Annotated in this window: 13 protein-coding genes and 1 pseudogene; 4 read left to right on the top strand and 10 right to left on the bottom strand. The window is 69.3% G+C overall.

Going from position 1 to position 15,550, the window contains the following annotated elements; translation table 11 throughout:
- Positions 1-66 precede the first annotated feature (66 nt).
- Together QM774_RS07465 and glpX are read right to left on the bottom strand one after the other, a co-directional pair.
- Positions 67-657 carry a DUF2127 domain-containing protein gene (locus QM774_RS07465; protein WP_414975279.1) on the bottom strand — a complete coding sequence of 197 codons (591 nt, stop codon included), beginning with the start codon at positions 655-657 and terminating at the stop codon, positions 67-69.
- A 216-nt stretch (positions 658-873) separates the two neighbouring features.
- Positions 874-1,884 (bottom strand): class II fructose-bisphosphatase, encoded by a 1,011-nt coding sequence (glpX, locus tag QM774_RS07460; RefSeq protein ID WP_414975278.1) that lies wholly within the window; start codon positions 1,882-1,884, stop codon positions 874-876.
- A 105-nt stretch (positions 1,885-1,989) separates the two neighbouring features.
- On the opposite strand from glpX, the gene QM774_RS07455 reads away from it, so the two are divergent.
- Positions 1,990-2,616, top strand: a complete 627-nt coding sequence (locus QM774_RS07455; protein ID WP_414975277.1) for a DUF4245 domain-containing protein — start codon at positions 1,990-1,992, stop codon at positions 2,614-2,616.
- On the opposite strand, the gene QM774_RS07450 is transcribed toward QM774_RS07455, so the two are convergent.
- Genes QM774_RS07450 through QM774_RS07440 form a run of 3 tightly spaced genes read right to left on the bottom strand, consistent with a single transcriptional unit; the run spans position 2,613 to position 4,691 of the window.
- The gene (locus QM774_RS07450; protein ID WP_414975276.1) at positions 2,613-2,849 is read right to left on the bottom strand and encodes an exodeoxyribonuclease VII small subunit; all 237 of its coding nucleotides are present in this window, start codon (positions 2,847-2,849) and stop codon (positions 2,613-2,615) included. The two genes, QM774_RS07455 and QM774_RS07450, sit on opposite strands and share 4 nt — an antisense overlap.
- On the bottom strand, positions 2,846-4,099 hold the full coding sequence (gene xseA, locus QM774_RS07445) for an exodeoxyribonuclease VII large subunit (protein WP_414975275.1): 1,254 nt from the start codon (positions 4,097-4,099) through the stop codon (positions 2,846-2,848). Before xseA ends, QM774_RS07450 begins: the two co-directional genes overlap by 4 nt.
- A gap of 10 nt (positions 4,100-4,109) precedes the next feature.
- A complete protein-coding gene (locus tag QM774_RS07440) occupies positions 4,110-4,691 on the bottom strand; it encodes a lipid droplet-associated protein (RefSeq protein WP_414975274.1) in 582 nt (193 codons plus the stop codon).
- A 34-nt stretch (positions 4,692-4,725) separates the two neighbouring features.
- Between QM774_RS07440 and QM774_RS07435 the strand changes: the two genes are divergently transcribed.
- The gene (locus QM774_RS07435; protein ID WP_414975273.1) at positions 4,726-5,676 is read left to right on the top strand and encodes a 4-hydroxy-3-methylbut-2-enyl diphosphate reductase; all 951 of its coding nucleotides are present in this window, start codon (positions 4,726-4,728) and stop codon (positions 5,674-5,676) included.
- Between the two features lies 1 nt (position 5,677).
- Here the strand turns inward: QM774_RS07435 and QM774_RS07430 are convergent, their stop codons facing one another.
- The 5 genes and pseudogenes from QM774_RS07430 to QM774_RS07410 form a co-directional block, all read right to left on the bottom strand.
- Positions 5,678-6,373 (bottom strand): DUF4873 domain-containing protein, encoded by a 696-nt coding sequence (locus QM774_RS07430; RefSeq protein WP_414975272.1) that lies wholly within the window; start codon positions 6,371-6,373, stop codon positions 5,678-5,680.
- Positions 6,370-7,255 (bottom strand): annotated as a pseudogene (locus tag QM774_RS07425) (AurF N-oxygenase family protein). Before QM774_RS07425 ends, QM774_RS07430 begins: the two are co-directional and overlap by 4 nt.
- A gap of 130 nt (positions 7,256-7,385) precedes the next feature.
- Positions 7,386-8,255, bottom strand: a complete 870-nt coding sequence (locus QM774_RS07420; protein WP_414975271.1) for a hypothetical protein — start codon at positions 8,253-8,255, stop codon at positions 7,386-7,388.
- Positions 8,252-11,167 (bottom strand): DEAD/DEAH box helicase, encoded by a 2,916-nt coding sequence (locus QM774_RS07415; protein WP_414975270.1) that lies wholly within the window; start codon positions 11,165-11,167, stop codon positions 8,252-8,254. Before QM774_RS07415 ends, QM774_RS07420 begins: the two co-directional genes overlap by 4 nt.
- Before the next feature lie 46 nt (positions 11,168-11,213).
- Positions 11,214-12,251 carry an ABC transporter substrate-binding protein gene (locus QM774_RS07410; RefSeq protein WP_414975269.1) on the bottom strand — a complete coding sequence of 346 codons (1,038 nt, stop codon included), beginning with the start codon at positions 12,249-12,251 and terminating at the stop codon, positions 11,214-11,216.
- Positions 12,252-12,497: 246 nt separating this feature from the next.
- Between QM774_RS07410 and ctaD the strand changes: the two genes are divergently transcribed.
- Together ctaD and serB are read left to right on the top strand one after the other, a co-directional pair.
- Complete coding sequence (gene ctaD / locus QM774_RS07405) at positions 12,498-14,204, top strand: cytochrome c oxidase subunit I (RefSeq protein WP_414975268.1); 1,707 nt, start codon at positions 12,498-12,500, stop codon at positions 14,202-14,204.
- A gap of 99 nt (positions 14,205-14,303) precedes the next feature.
- Positions 14,304-15,536 (top strand): phosphoserine phosphatase SerB, encoded by a 1,233-nt coding sequence (serB, locus tag QM774_RS07400; RefSeq protein WP_414975267.1) that lies wholly within the window; start codon positions 14,304-14,306, stop codon positions 15,534-15,536.
- Positions 15,537-15,550: the final 14 nt, after the last annotated feature.

Here is a 15,550-nt window from a genome sequence, read left to right as displayed (position 1 = left end):
GGTATCGGCTCGTCGGGATCGACGTCGATGTCCATTTTCACCGAATCAGACTTCGGAAAGCCATACCTAAGGCTGTGATGTTGCTGTGGGCTCGCCGGATGCCCGCTCCGCGGTCAGCAGGCTGTCGGACTCGTGCTCGGCCCGGTAGGCGGCCGCGCCGCCGTTGATCCCGAACAAATGCTTGCGCCACAGCAGCCACAGCACCGCGCCGACGTTGATGACGAGGGCACCCACCCGGAGCAGCGACACCTTCTCGGTGAGCTCGTAGATCTCGAACGGCAGGAAGATGCCGGTCGCGAGCACCGCGAAGTACTCACCCCAGCGATGGCCCGACCACAGGCCGTAGGCCTCGATGAACTCGATCAGGGCGTAGCCCAGCAGGGCCAGACCCATCAGCAGGATGGAGGCCGCCGACAGTCCCAGAGCGCGATCGACGTCCTGGACCAGCCGGGAGTCGGACAGGTTCATTCCCACCTGATCGGCGAACGGCGCCAGCAGCGGCAGTTCGGCGTCGAACCGTTCCTTGAGTGAGCCGGTGCTGTGGCGGACGGCGATCAGACCGGAGCCGAGGGCCACGAACAGCAGGGCGCGCAGGATGCGCTCGACGGCCAGCAGCCGCATGATGATCTCGTCGCGCAGCGCCCGGCCGCGCGGCACCTCCGGTGCCTGATCGGCGGGTCCGCTCGCCGCCGCGTCACCCAGGACGAACGTGCCGCAGCGCAGACACCGTCACGAATCCCCTTCCGGGGTCCGGGCGTGCAGCCGCCGCCGCAGCGCGGTCTCGTCGGGGGAGTACGTGACGTGGTCGCGTACCCCGCAGACGAACAGCTCCCAGTTCAGTGCCATCGCGCAGCCGAGATCACCGGAGGGGACCTAGATGTCCAGGCGAGCGTATTCGCGCAGCTTGGTGGTCTGGTGAATGGCTTCGACGTTGCGGATGGTGCCCGACTTCGAACGCATCACCAGCGAACGGGTGGTGGCGCCGTTCGGACGGTAGGTGACCCCGCGCAGCATGTCGCCGTTGGTGACGCCGGTGGCGCAGAAGAACGAGTTCTCGCCGCTCACCAGATCGTCGGTGCCCAGCTTGCGGTCCAGGTCGTGGCCGGCGTCGATCGCCTTCTGGCGTTCGGCCTCGTCCTTGGGCCACAGCTTGCCCTGGATCTCGCCGCCCATGCACTTCATAGCGACCGCGGAGATGATGCCCTCCGGGGTGCCGCCGATACCCATCAGCATGTCGACGGAGCTGTGCTCGCCGGCGGCGGCGACCGCGCCGGCGACGTCGCCGTCGGAGATCAGGCGGATCTTGGCGCCGGCGGCGCGGATGTCCTTGATCAGCTCCTCGTGGCGGGGACGGTCGAGGACGACGACGGTGAGGTCGGCGACGTCGATGCCCTTGGCGGCGGCCACCGAGTTGATGTTCCACTCGACGGACTTGTCGATGTCGATGGCGCCCTTGGCGGCCGGGCCGACGGCGATCTTGTTCATGTAGAACACGGCCGACGGATCGAACATGGTGCCGCGTTCGGAGACCGCGATCACCGCGATCGAGTTGGGGCGGCCCTCGGCCATCAGGGTGGTGCCGTCGATCGGGTCGACGGCGACGTCCACCTCAGGGCCCTCGCCGTTGCCGACCTCTTCGCCGTTGTACAGCATCGGGGCCTCGTCCTTCTCGCCCTCACCGATCACGACGACGCCGCGCATCGAGACGGTGGAGAGGAGTTCACGCATGGCGTCGACGGCGGCACCGTCGCCGCCGTTCTTGTCGCCGCGTCCGACCCACCGGCCGGCGGCGAGGGCCGCGGCCTCGGTGACACGCACCAGTTCCATCGCGAGATTGCGGTCGGGGGCTTGCTTGGACGTCATGTGCGTCTGCTCCTTTGCCATCATGTCTGGCGCTCCAGCGGCCGGTTGTCGCGCTGAGCTCTTCGTCGATTCTGTCATGAGGGCGCGATTCGCACGGCCGCGGCCCGGACTGCGATACTGGCGGGCATGGCCGACGCGAAACCCCGGATCCTGCAGGACAGCAAGGACATGGTGTGGTCGCTGATCCCGCTGCTGGTGATCGCGCTCATCATCGCCGGCATCGCGGGCAGTTGCAGCTTCGGTTTCGGGCACAAGGCCACTGAGGAGAAGATCCCGGACTTCGACGTGAAGACCGCGCTGGTCGCCGACGCCGACACCATGCCGTTCCCCATCCGGCTGCCGGCCGTCCCCGCGGACTGGAAGGCCAACTCGGGTTCCACCAAGGAGATCGGCGCGGCGGTGGCGAGCAACGTCGGCTGGATCACCGGCGGCGGCGCCTACGTGCAGCTCACACAGACGGGGGCGAGCGAGGACGAGCTGGCACCGTCGCTGGGCGGCGACGGCACGCTCGGTGACGGCACCAAGGACATCGACGGCCGTCGCTGGGTGGCCTACCAGAACGGGGAGTCGCACAAGCGGGTGTGGATCACCGACCTCGGTGACGTTCGTCTGGCCGTCGTGAGCCGGGGCAACGACCAGGACATGACGACCCTCGCGAAGGCCGCGCAGTCGGCGCAGCCGCTGCCGGTGCACCGTCCGGATCCGATGGGACCGACGCCGCAGCCGACCCCGGTTCCCGCACCGACCGGCTAGTCGGCCGGGTTCTCCGACACGTCCGCCGAGTCGTCGAGAGCCTTCTCGATCCGTTCCCGCGCGCCCTGCAAATGCGTCATGGCCCGCTGCGCGAGCTGCTCGCCGCGTTCCCACAGCTCCAGGGATTCGTCCAGACCGAGACCGCCCTGCTCGAGGCGGGCGACCACCTGCGCGAGTTCGTCGCGGGCCTGCTCGTAGCCGAGTTCGTCGACCGGGGTGGGCTTGTCGCTCACGAGGGTTCTCCTTGTTCGTCGGCGGCCGGATCGACGTGGGCGTTCGCCGAACCGTCGGCCACCCGGATCCGGACGCGGGCGCCGGGCGGAAGGTCGTCCACCGAACTCACCGCATGCGGGTGGTCGGTGTCGACGCGCTGGACGACAGCGTAGCCGCGGGCCAGGGTCTGGGCGGGGCCGAGCGTCGCCAGACGGGCCGCGTACTGCTCGTGCCGGTGCGTCTCGACGTCCAGGCGGTGGGTCACCGACCGCCGGATGTCCGCGCGCAGCCGCTCCACGGTGCGTTCGTGGTCGTCGATCATGGTGGTGGGCCGCGCCAGTACCGGCCGCGCCCGCAGACCGTCGACGAGCCGTTCCTCCCGGTGCACCCAGTTCCGCAGGGCGCGTGCGCTGCGTTGCCGCAGTGCCTCGAGTCCGGCCATCTCGGCGGTCACGTCGGGCACCACGTGTTTGGCGGCGTCGGTGGGGGTGGCCGCCCGCACGTCGGCGACCAGGTCGAGGAGAGGACTGTCGGGCTCGTGGCCGATGGCGCTGACGACGGGGGTCCGGCAGGCGGCGACGGCGCGCAGCAGTGTCTCGTCGGAGAACGGCAGCAGGTCTTCGACGCTGCCGCCGCCGCGCGCGATGATGATGACCTCCACCTGCGGGTCGGCATCGAGCACGTCGAGCCGTTCGATGATCGACGGCACCGCGGCCGGGCCCTGCACCACCGAGTCCTCCACCCGGAACCGCACCGACTCCCAGCGCTGCCCGGCGACGGCGACGATGTCGCGCTGGGCGGCGCTGCCGCGCCCCGAGATGAGGCCGACGGTGTGCGGAAGGAACGGCAGGGCCTGCTTACGACGGGTGTCGAACAGGCCTTCGGCCGCCAGCAGCTCCCGGACCCGCTGGATCCGGGCCAGCAACTGGCCCAGACCCACCGGGCGGATGTCGGTGACGCGCAGGCTCAGCGTGCCCCGGCCGGTGTAGAAGTCGGGCCGGCCGCACACCACGACGCGGCTGCCCTCGGTGAGCGGCACCTCGCTGCGACGCAGCAGATCGGGATCACAGGTGACCGACAGCGACATCTCGGCGGCGGTGTCCCGCAGGGTCAGGAAGGCGGTGCGGGTGCCCGGGCGTGCATTGATCTGGGTCAGCTGACCCTCCACCCACACCTGGCCGAGCCGGTGGATCCAGTCGGCGAGCTTGAAGCTCAGCGTCCGCACCGGCCACGGATTCTCCGCCGTGCTGGGCGGAGTAGGGGAGGTCACGCCGGGCCCATCACTTCTTGTCGAGGCTGGCGATCCGGTTGTCGATCATGGTGACGAACGGCGTCCGGTTGCGGTGCGCCCGCTCGTAGTTCACCAACTGCACCAACTGTTCGGTGTGCAGGCCGCGCAGCTTGGCGCGGAGCTGGGCCAGCGTCAGGTCGTCGTAGCCCAGATCGACGACGGCCTTCGGCCGGTCATCGGTGGCGTCGTCCTCGGCGTCGTCGCCACCGGCGGCCAGGTCGGCCGGCGGCTGGCTGTACAGCGCGAACCGGCCGGCACCGGCCGGCGGCGTCTCGACGGGTTCGGCCGGGGCCTCGACGGCCGAACCGGTCGCGACGGCTGGGACGTCGTCCTCGTCGAACGTCGCCCACTCGGGCTGCTCGTGCGTCTCATCGAAGAATCCGGAGAGCGCTTCGTCGCCCTTGATGGCCATCTCGGCGATGTTCTGCTGCAGTCGCATGCCGCTCTGCAAGACCTTGCTGACGGCGGTCATCGGGAGGGTGATCACCTTCGTCGGCAGAGTCCGGGTCTCTTCGAGGGCGGTCACCACGATTCCGGCCGCTACACGGGCGGGGTAGGGAGGACGCTTCATGCTTTCACTCTGCCACACACGTACCCTGGGTGTTATGGCCGATCAGAAGCGCGTACTCCTCGCCTCGCCCCGCGGTTACTGCGCGGGCGTCGACCGTGCCGTGGAGACCGTCGAACGTGCCCTCGACAAGCATGGTGCCCCCGTCTACGTGCGGAAGGAGATCGTGCACAACCGGCATGTGGTCGATACCCTCGCCGAGCGCGGCGCGATCTTCGTCGACGAGACCGACGAGGTGCCGGAGGGCTCGATCGTGGTGTTCTCCGCGCACGGCGTCTCCCCGGAGGTCCACAAGACCGCCGAAGAACGGAACCTCAAGACCATCGATGCGACCTGCCCGCTGGTGACCAAAGTGCACCAGGAGGCCAAGCGCTTCGCCCGCGACGACTACGACATCGTCCTCATCGGGCACGAGGGGCACGAGGAGGTGGAGGGGACCGCCGGTGAGGCGCCCAGCCACATCCAGCTGGTCGACGGTCCGGACGCCGTCGAGAACGTGAGGGTGCGCGACGAGTCGAAGGTGGTGTGGCTGAGCCAGACCACCCTGTCGGTGGACGAGACGATGGAGACGGTCACCCGGCTGCGCGAGAAGCTGCCGCTGCTGAACGATCCGCCGTCGGACGACATCTGCTACGCCACCCAGAACCGGCAGGGCGCGGTGAAGGCGATGGCGCCGGACTGCGATCTGGTGATCGTGGTCGGCTCCACCAACTCGTCGAACTCGGTGCGGCTCGTGGAGGTCGCGCTCCAGAACGGCGCGAAGGACGGCCACCTGGTCGACTACGCCAAGGAGATCGATCCGGCCTGGCTCGACGGAGTGAACACCGTCGGCGTCACCTCGGGTGCCTCGGTTCCCGAGATCCTGGTCCAGGGCGTCCTCGACTTCCTGGCCGGGTACGGCTACACCGACGTCGACACGGTCACCACGGCCGAGGAGACGCTGACCTTCGCTCTTCCGCGCGAGCTGCGCCCGGCCCGCAACTCCTGAGCTACCGGGCGGCGAGGGCGGCGTCCTCGGCGGCCACCCACGGCGGCGAGCCGACGCCGGTCATCCGGACCACACCCCACTGAGTGATCTCCGACAGCTTCGCCGGGGTGGGCGCTGTGCCCTGGTAGGAGACGGTGCACTTGCTCTTGCCGTCCTCTTTCAGAAGGCGCGCCTGGTCGCCGTGCAGCAGGCCGGCCCAATGGAATCGTCCGTCGTTGGTGTCCATGTAGCCGCGGGCCCGCAGCCGGGCCGTGAACGTCTGGTCGCCGACGGTCACCTCCACGTCGTCGTCGAAGACCTCGGTGTCGACGGTCTCCTCGGTGGCCCACTCGTAGTCCACGGGATCGAAGCGGTGGATCGGGTCACGGCGTCGGCGCCACGGCCGCCGCGCCGTGCGATCTCTCGGCGGCTCGTTCTGGATCGGCGGGCGCACCACCACTCCGTACGCTCCGACCAGGTGTGCTTCGGTCAGGGCATCGACGACGTAGCCGACCGACGGCGCCGTGACGAAGAACCGGTTCGGTGCCGTCGTGGACACCACCCCCAGGTAGTTGGGGATGGGTGCCGGTGCGTCCGTCACGACGAGGTCGGCCGTCTCCGGGGTATCGACCACCTCGAACGGCAGCGGTGATGCCTCCAGCCTGTGCCGGACCTCGTGAAGTGGGGTGGAGTCTCCGATGAGCGCGATGGTGGTCATGCGGGCAGGAACCCCCAGCGTCGCCACATGGTTTCGCTGACCGTGCCCATCACGCCGGCCTTGCGCAGGAATTCGGCGAGCGGCGCGAACGACAGAATGAGCGAATCGTGGAAATTCGGGTTGGACCGGGCGATCGCGGCGACGTCCTTCGGGTTGTCGAAGCCGGCGCGGCGGTACATCTCAGGGTTGGTGAACAGGCGCTTGAACACCGGGGCGCCGAGACCGCTTGCGGCGCATCACGCCGTCCCGGGCGAAACCGATATGGCGGGACTCCTCGGTGACGTGGATCTGGAAGATCCGCGCGACCATCGGCTGGAGTTCGGGATCGTCTTTGATCTCGCGTTGCAGCGCGTCGAAGAGCTCCTCGCCGATCAGGGTGACCACCCAGAGCAGCGTGCCGCGCATGATCAACGGCAGCGCCTGCATCGCGACGCGCTCCCAGCGCCGCAGCGGGTATGCGCGGGCGCCGACGTGCTCGATGGCCTTGCCGAACATGGTCATGTGCCGGCACTCGTCACCCATTTCGGTGAGCGAGTAGTGGGTGGTCGGCGCGGCTGGATCTTCATGAAGCAGCTTCAGCAGGAGCGCACGGTTCAGCAGGTTCTCGAACCAGACGCCGACCGACATGATGTTGGCCATCTCCTGCCGGGACATCTCGATGCGCTGTTCCTCGGTCATCGAGTTCCACAGCTCGGTGCCGTAGAGGGACATCACCCGCGGCGGGAGGAAGTACTTACCCGCCTCGAACGGCGCATCCCAGTCGATGTCGACGACCGGGTCGTAGGAGCGCGCCGACGACCCCTTCAGGAGGCGTTTCGCGACGCCGACGCGTGCCGATTGGATCTCGTCCTGCGTGGGCTTGGTATCGAGGGGAGTGGCCATGATCGGAAGGCTCCTGAGTGTGATGCGGGAGTGCGATGCGTTGAGTGCGATGCGAGCGACAATGGTGGACGTATCATTACCTAATGTAACTATTGTCGATGACACGGTTTCGGATTGCAAGCAATCCGGTTCAGCGGGGATCGCGCAGCACCGCGTACAGCTCGGCCAGATCGTCGAGGGCCTCCGCCACCTGCGTCGCGCCCACCCCCGACGCCCGCAGGGCCGCCCGCAGACCGGTCAGCTCGAGTTCGCCGATCGGATCCATCGCCGGAAACGACGGCGGCGCGAGCACCGGCGAACGGTCGCCGTAGAAGTCCCTTTCGACAGGCTCAAGGAGCGGAGTACCGGGCTCATGGAGCGGAGTACCGGGCTCATGGAGCGGAGTACCGGGTGCCGGATCCCCGCTCGTCGAGCCTGCCGGCCCGCTCCTTGAGCCACTCGGCTCGCTCCTTGAGCCTGTCGAAAGGAGTCCACGCTCCGCCGAATCCTGGGCGAGGGCGAGCAGGTCGGGGAGGTCGGTGCCCATCACGCGCAGCAGCGTGACCGGATGCCGATCGATCCGGTCGGCCACCTCGAACGCGGTCGCCAGCACATGGATGCAGCGCGGCGCCTCATCCGGGCAGGTGCACGACGACGTGACGTCGGCCGACTCGGTCGGCGCGATGAGCTCGCCCAGCGCCGGCGGCTGTTCGCCGCGCGCCAGCGCCAGCAGGGCCGCCGTCTCACCGGATGCCTGAAGCAGGTGCACGACTGTGGCCGGGTCGACGGACCGGGTGGTCAGCACCACCTCGAACGGGTCGAGCTGGCTGCCGCGCACCGACGAGGTGATCCGGTCCGGTCCGATGTCCAGGGCGTCGACGTGGTGCTCGCGGAAATAGCGTCGCGCACCGGTGATGTGGCGGTGGTCGGCGCCGGACTCCACCACATCGCAGAACGCGCGACCCCACGGCGTGATGCCGTAGGCGCGAACCGCGGCCTTGCGCTCGGAGCGAGGACTCATTCGCCCACCGCCTCGTCGCGCAAGCGCAGCAGGTCGAAGAGGGCACCGTCGTCGAGGTCGGACAGCCAGCTCTCGCCGGTGCCGACCGTCATCGCCGACAGTTCCTTCTTCGCCGCGATCAGCTCGTCGATCCGTTCTTCCAGGGTGCCGACGCAGACGAACTTGCGGACCTGCACCTCCCGGGTCTGCCCGATTCGGTAGGCCCGGTCGGTGGCCTGCTCCTCGACCGCCGGATTCCACCAGCGGTCCGCGTGGATGACGTGGTTGGCGGCCACCAGGTTCAGGCCGGTGCCGCCCGCCTTGAGGGTCGCGATCATCACCGGCGGGCCGTCGTCTGCGGAGAAGCGGGCCACGAGGTCGTCGCGGGCCGACCGGGTCAGACCGCCGTGCAGCACCGGTACGTCGGCGCCGAGGACCGGGCCGAGCCACTCGCTGAGGAGCTGTGCGAACGCCGCGAACTGCGTGAAGATCAGTGCGCGATCGCCTTCGGCGACCAGGGTGGTGACGATGTCGGTGAGGAGCTCGACCTTGCCGGAGCGATGCCGGCCGCGCCGCGTCATCGGGGAGTCGTCGCCCAGATAGTGCGCAGGGTGGTTGCAGACCTGTTTGAGGCGGGTGAGCGCCGCGAGCACGGTCTGCTTGCGCTGGCGAGGATTGTGCTTGTCCTCCAGTGCCTGATGCAGCTCGTTCAGGATCGCCTGATAGAGCCCGGCCTGCTCGGTGGTGAGGTTGGCGCGCACGGTCAGCTCGGTCTTGTCCGGCAGGTCGGCGACGATCGCCGGATCGGTCTTGACCCGTCGCAGGATGAACGGGCGCGTGAGGGCGGTCAGCCGGCGCAGCGCGTCGGGGTCGCGGTCCCGTTCGATCGGCTCGGCGAAGCGGGCCCGGAACGACGACGCCGACCCGAGCAGCCCCGGATTCACCAGGTCGATCACCGCGCGCAGATCTTCGAGCCGGTTCTCCACCGGGGTGCCGGTGAGCGCGATCCGGCGTCGCACGTCCAGGGTGCGCAGCGCCTTCGCCGCGGCGGTGCGCACGTTCTTGACGTGCTGGGCCTCGTCGACCACCAGCAGATCCCAGGGCCGCTCGGCCATCACTTCGCGATCCCGGGTGAGAGTGGCGAACGTGGTGAGCACGACGTCGGCGTCGGCGATGCGGCCGGTGTCGCGATCCGCGCCGTGATGCACCACCACCCGCAGTGCGGGCGCGAACCGTTCGAGTTCGCGTTGCCAGTTGCCGATCACCGACATCGGGCAGACGACGAGGGCGGGTGCGGCCCCGTCGGCGGGCTCGCGGAGCGGTAATGAGCGGCGGTGGACGATCAGGGCGATCACCTGCACGGTCTTGCCCAGACCCATGTCGTCGGCGAGGACGCCGCCGGCGCCGATGCGGGTCAGGGCGTGCAGCCACTCCAGGCCGCGCTGCTGGTACGGGCGCAACTCGGCGTGCAGGCCGTCCGGCACCTCGACGGGGCCGGGCCGCAGGACGCCGTGTTCGGCGATGTCGTCGAGCCAGCCCAGTCCGGAGACACGGGCCACCGGCACGGGCAGCCGATCGTCCGGGTCGGTGAGCAGCGACAGCAGCTCGGCCATCTCCGCTTGCTCGCCGCCGTCGGCGAGCGCCCGGCGGGCGACGAGGAACGATGCGGCCCGGCTGAGCGCCGAGCCCTCGGCGCGTACCCATCGGCCGCGCAGCCGGACGAGGTCGCCGTGCTGGCGGGCGAGTTCGTCGAGATCGTCCTGGCCGAGCGGCTCGTCGGTCTCGCCGAGGGCCAGCCGCCATTCGAAGTCGGAGATCTCGTCGAGTCCGACCAGTCCGGGCCGGGCGCCGCCGCCGGGCACCTGGTCGCCGCGCAACGCCAGCGCGGGCGTCACCTCGGCGATGGTGCGGGGCAGCAGGACGGTCACCCCGGCGTCGGTGACCGATCGGGCGCCGGTGGCGAGGAAGTCGGCGGCCTGGGCCGTGGTCAGAAGGAAGTCGAGGGAATGCGGGTCGGTCTCGGCGCGGCCGAGCTCGGGGAAGGCCTGCACCACCGTCGCCAGCTCGGTGGTCAGCGCGTCCAGGTCGTGGGGGTTCAGTCGATGCGGCACCACCTCGTCGATGTGGCCGTCGTCGAGGCGCCGGCAGGCCTGCAGCCGCCAGCGGACCTCGTCGACCGGAACCGCCGGGCCCTCGGGGTCGTCGGCGGGCTCGTGAAGCCGAAGAACCAGTGGCGGCCCCTCGGGGCGGGCGCTGTCGAGCCACTGATTCCAGGCCGGTCGTGCCCGCGCCACGACGTCGGCGGGCAGTGCCGTCGGTGCCGGTGAGGTCAGTCCGTCGATCAGGGCGACTCGTGAACGTCCGCGTTCGGGGGCCAGCACCCGACGGCACTCGGCGTCGATCATCTCGTTGACGAAGTCGGTCGCCGCCGTCAGCCCGCCGTTCTCGGCCAGCGACGGCGGGGCCGACGCGGCGACCACGGTCAGCCAGCCCTGCCACGCCGGAGTCGGGAGGGCCGTCCACTGGAGGACCGTCTCGTCGTCGGCTCCGGCGGGGGAGTGCGCGGTGGGGGCCACCGCACCCGCATCGCGCAGCGCCCGGGCGCCGGCGAGCAGCCGGCGGTAGAACGCGAGGTCACCGCCGACCGTCAGATGTTCGCAACGGTCGAGCAGTTCCACGGCGGTCGGGACACCCAGCGTCACCACACGGCGCAGTTCCCGGACGCCACCGGGCCCCGCGAGGTCCACGGTGTGCCGGGCGCGCCGGTGAGCGAGCAGATCGGCGACCGACGCGGGGAGATCGGTGAGCTCGGCGAGCCGTCGCGTGTCACCGGCCTCGACAGGCGGCCCGTCCGGCCACAGCGCCAGGCCCAATCCCGGCCGCCAGCAGGCGCGCAGGCGCAACGCCGGGGCGGTGGTCTCGGGCACGGTCACCTCGTCTGTCTATCAGCGGGTGCCGACGGACTGATCGCGCAAGGGCCTACTCGCTGGAGGAGCTGCTGTTGAGCGAGGTCTTGACGTCGTTGAGGACCAGCCACGCCGCGGCCAGGCCGGACGAGTGGTACCAGACGTCGTCGTCCACCCAGAGGATGCGCTGCCAGCTGACCGCACCCAAGTCCTTCCACCGAGTGCTGTCGAACGTGCTCTCGGCCCGCTTCAGGCCGGCATCGCCCTCATGGCTCGCATAGATGAGGTCGGCGTCGGCGTCATCGAAGTTCTGGTCGGTCAGCGGGGTGTCGTTCTCGGAGCGCTGCGCGGCGGGGCGCTGCACACCGATCCGGCTGAGGATGCCGGCGGCGAACCCGCCGGTGCCCGCCATCAGGGTCTGGTCCGCTGTGAACCGGATCAGCGAGACCTGGCTGTGGGCCGCATCCATCACGGTGCCGACGCGCTTGGCCTCGGTGTCGAACTCGCCGAGCCGGGTCTGGGCCGACTCGGTGCGGTGCAGTCCCGCCGCCACGTCGGTGAACGTCTTACGCCAGTCCGGGCCGGTGTCGACGGTGACGACCTTCGCATCGCCGAGTGCGCCGCTGCCGCGCAACGCACTCACCGCGTCGGCGGTGGCGGGCGTGGCGAGCACCACCTGGGGGCGCGCCTTGCGGACGTCGTCGGTGCTGGGCTGCTTGCCGATCGTGGGCACCGCCGTCAGCTGCGGACCGAGATAGGCGGGGATCGTGCCCGCATCGGCGGCGACCGCCTTGACCGCGGTGCCGGCGCCCAGCGCGCACATCGGGTCGAGGAGCGCCGGATCGGTGACGACCACCGAGGTGACCGCGGTCTGGCCGGCGTCGGTGTCGGTGGGGGCGAGACAGGTGTCCGCGTAGTCGCGGTCGGCGTTCACCACGTTCACCGAGGCGACGCGCGAGGTGACGGTCGAGATCACCGAGCCGTCCGGTGTCCGGAGCTGCTCGTCGTCGTCGGTGCAGGCGCTCGTCGCGGCCACCAGGACACCGAAAACGCCGACGACGGCGGCACCACGGGTGAACCGGGCCGATCGGGCCGGGGAGTAATCGCGCACGGGCCTACGCTAGCAGACCCCGAAGGCCGATTCGGGCGGCGGCGAGTCCCGGTTTCCAGGCGTTCGACCTGCGGCGATCTCATACCCCGGGGTGTGTCGATCGGTGATTTACGACAGAACGTAGGACCCACTCGTGCAGCGCGGCTTCTCTGGTTTACGATCAGAGGACAACGCATGCGGTGTCCGCCGTGTCGTGTTGCTTCGGATGAGAGTCCAGGTGCCGTCCGGCGCCCATGAGGAGGATCTGTGACCGCGGTAGACCAGCCGACGACACAAGTGGTTGCCGAGCGCCCGTACCCCGAGCGCTACCAGCCCAAGGGGTCGTTCTTCTACAAGATGATCACCACGACCGATCACAAGCTGATCGGCCAGATGTACATGGTGGCGTCGTTCGCGTTCTTCCTGGTGGGCGGCCTGATGGCCCTCCTGATGCGCGCCGAGCTCGCCCACCCGGGTCTGCAGTTTCTCTCGAACGAGCAGTTCAACCAGCTGTTCACCATGCACGGCACGGTCATGCTGCTCATGTACGCGACCCCGATCGTCATCGGCTTCGCGAACTTCGTTCTGCCGCTGCAGATCGGCAGCCCGGACGTCGCCTTCCCGCGCCTCAACGCGATGGGCTTCTGGCTCTTCCTCTTCGGCAACCTGGTGGCCCTCGGTGGATTCCTCACCCCCGGTGGCGCCGCCGACTTCGGCTGGACCGCCTACACCCCGCTGACCGACGCGGTGCACTCGCCGGGCGTCGGCGCCGACCTGTGGATCATGGGTCTGGGCGTCGCCGGTCTGGGCACCATCCTCGGCGCCGTCAACATGATCACCACCGTGGTCTGCCTGCGCGCCCCCGGCATGACGATGTTCCGCATGCCGATCTTCACCTGGAACATCCTGGTGACCTCGGTCCTCATCCTGCTGATCTTCCCGCTGCTGACCGCCGCCCTGCTGGGCCTGGAGGTCGACCGCCAGTTCGGCGCCCACCTGTACGATCCCGCCAACGGCGGCGTCATCCTCTGGCAGCACCTGTTCTGGTTCTTCGGTCACCCTGAGGTGTACGTCATCGCACTGCCGTTCTTCGGCATCGTCTCCGAGGTCTTCCCGGTCTTCTCGCGTAAGCCGCTGTTCGGCTACTCGGGCCTGGTCTACGCGACCCTGGCGATCGCCGCCCTGTCGGTGGCCGTCTGGGCGCACCACATGTACGTGACCGGTGCGATCCTGCTGCCGTTCTTCTCCTTCATGACGTTCCTCATCGCGGTTCCGACCGGTGTGAAGTTCTTCAACTGGATCGGCACCATGTGGAAGGGCAGAATCACGTTCGAGACGCCGATGCTGTTCTCGGTCGGCTTCATCGTGACCTTCCTGTTCGGTGGCCTCACCGGCGTCCTGCTGGCCAGCCCGCCGCTCGACTTCCACGTGTCGGACACCTACTTCGTGGTCGCGCACTTCCACTACGTGCTCTTCGGCACCATCGTGTTCGCCACCTACGCGGGCATCTACTTCTGGTTCCCGAAGATGACCGGCCGCATGCTCGACGAGCGTCTCGGCAAGATCCACTTCTGGCTCACCTTCATCGGCTTCCACCTGACCTTCCTGGTGCAGCACTGGCTGGGCAACGAGGGCATGCCGCGCCGGTACGCCGACTACCTCCCGCAGGACGGCTTCACCGCGCTGAACATGGTGTCCACGCTGGGCGCGTTCGTGCTGGGTCTGTCGATGTTCCCGTTCCTCTGGAACGTCTTCAAGAGCTACCGCTACGGCGAGGTCGTCACGGTCGACGATCCGTGGGGCTTCTGCAACTCGCTCGAGTGGGCCACCAGCTGTCCGCCGCCGCGGCACAACTTCACCGAACTGCCGCGGATCCGTTCGGAGCGTCCGGCGTTCGAGCTGCACTACCCGCACATGGTGGAGCGCATGCGCGCCGAGGCCCACGTGGGCTGGGGCAGCGCCGGCAAGCACTGACCGCCGCCGCGAAAGCGAACACGCACACCAGGTTCGTCCGAGATCATCGGGCGGACCTGGTCTGCGTCCGGGGATGAACACGTCTGAAGGGACACGAGGGTGACTGACACAGCGGCGCGCGGGGAGCGGGTCCTCATCACGGTGAGCGGTCCGGACAAGCCCGGCGTCACCTCGTCGCTGATGGGGGTGCTGGCCGGGGCCGGCGTCGACCTGCTCGATGTGGAACAGGTGGTGATCCACGACCACCTGACCCTGGGCGTCCTGGTGGAGCGCACCGGGGATGCCGATGCTCTCGAGTCGTCGGTGACGGCAGCCATGTGCGACCTGGACATGAACGTGGCGATCACGTCGGAGGACGGCCGCGGAGCGCATGCCCCGTCGACGCACGCGGTGGTGGTTCTCGGCAGTCCCGTGTCGGCGGAGGCCTTCGCCGCGGTGTCGGCCGCCGTGGCGGGTCAGCGAGGCAACATCGACTCCATCCGTGGCGTCGCCGACTACCCGCTGACCGGCCTGGAGCTGATGGTGACCGCCGGCGCCGGCGACGACGCGGACACCCGGTTGCGGGAGGCGCTGGGCGCCGTCGCCGCCGGATACCCGATCGATCTGGCCGTCGAGCGCGGCGGCCTGGCGCGGCGCGCCAAGCGTGTCATCGTGTTCGACGTCGACTCGACCCTCATTCAGGGCGAGGTGATCGAGATGCTCGCCGCCGAGGCCGGCCGGGAGGCCGAGGTCGCCGCGGTGACCGAGGCCGCCATGCGCGGTGAACTGGACTTCGCCGAGTCGCTGCACCAGCGGGTGGCCGCGCTGGCCGGTCTGGACGCCGCGGTGATCGATCAGGTCGCCTCGTCCATTCAGCTGACCCCGGGCGCTCGCACCACCATCCGGACGCTCAACCGCCTCGGCTATCACTGCGGGGTGGTCTCCGGCGGCTTCACGCAGGTGATCGAACCCCTCGCCGCCGAGCTGGAGCTCGACTACGTCAAGGCGAACACTCTGGAGATCGTCGACGGCAAGCTCACCGGCAAAGTGATCGGCGACGTGGTCGACCGGGCCGGCAAGGCTCGCTGCCTCGCCGAGTTCGCCGCCTCGATGGGGGTGCCGATGGAGCAGACCGTGGCGGTCGGTGACGGCGCCAACGACATCGACATGCTGTCGGCTGCCGGCCTGGGCATCGCGTTCAACGCCAAACCGGCCCTGCGCGAGGTGGCCGACGCGACGCTCGACCACCCGTACCTGGATGCGGTGCTGTACATGCTCGGCGTGACCCGCGACGAGGTGGAGGCCGCCGACGCGGTGGACGGAACGTTGCGACGGGTTCCGCTCGAGGGCTGAGTTCAGTGCCGGCG

It is taken from the genome of Gordonia sp. (in: high G+C Gram-positive bacteria) (assembly GCF_047600565.1).
Taxonomy (GTDB): Bacteria; Actinomycetota; Actinomycetes; order Mycobacteriales; family Mycobacteriaceae; genus Gordonia.
Note: the sequence above shows the minus strand (reverse complement) of the source record. Positions and strands in the feature narration are given on the sequence as shown.

Bases quoted from the DNA above. Each gene is read 5' to 3' on its own strand.
- glpX (WP_414975278.1), bottom strand. From the start codon at position 1,884: ATGGCAAAGGAGCAGACGCACATGACGTCCAAGCAAGCCCCCGACCGC.
- QM774_RS07455 (WP_414975277.1), top strand. From the start codon at position 1,990: ATGGCCGACGCGAAACCCCGGATCCTGCAGGACAGCAAGGACATGGTG.
- QM774_RS07440 (WP_414975274.1), bottom strand. From the start codon at position 4,691: ATGAAGCGTCCTCCCTACCCCGCCCGTGTAGCGGCCGGAATCGTGGTG.
- QM774_RS07435 (WP_414975273.1), top strand. From the start codon at position 4,726: ATGGCCGATCAGAAGCGCGTACTCCTCGCCTCGCCCCGCGGTTACTGC.
- QM774_RS07430 (WP_414975272.1), bottom strand. From the start codon at position 6,373: ATGACCACCATCGCGCTCATCGGAGACTCCACCCCACTTCACGAGGTC.
- QM774_RS07420 (WP_414975271.1), bottom strand. From the start codon at position 8,255: ATGAGTCCTCGCTCCGAGCGCAAGGCCGCGGTTCGCGCCTACGGCATC.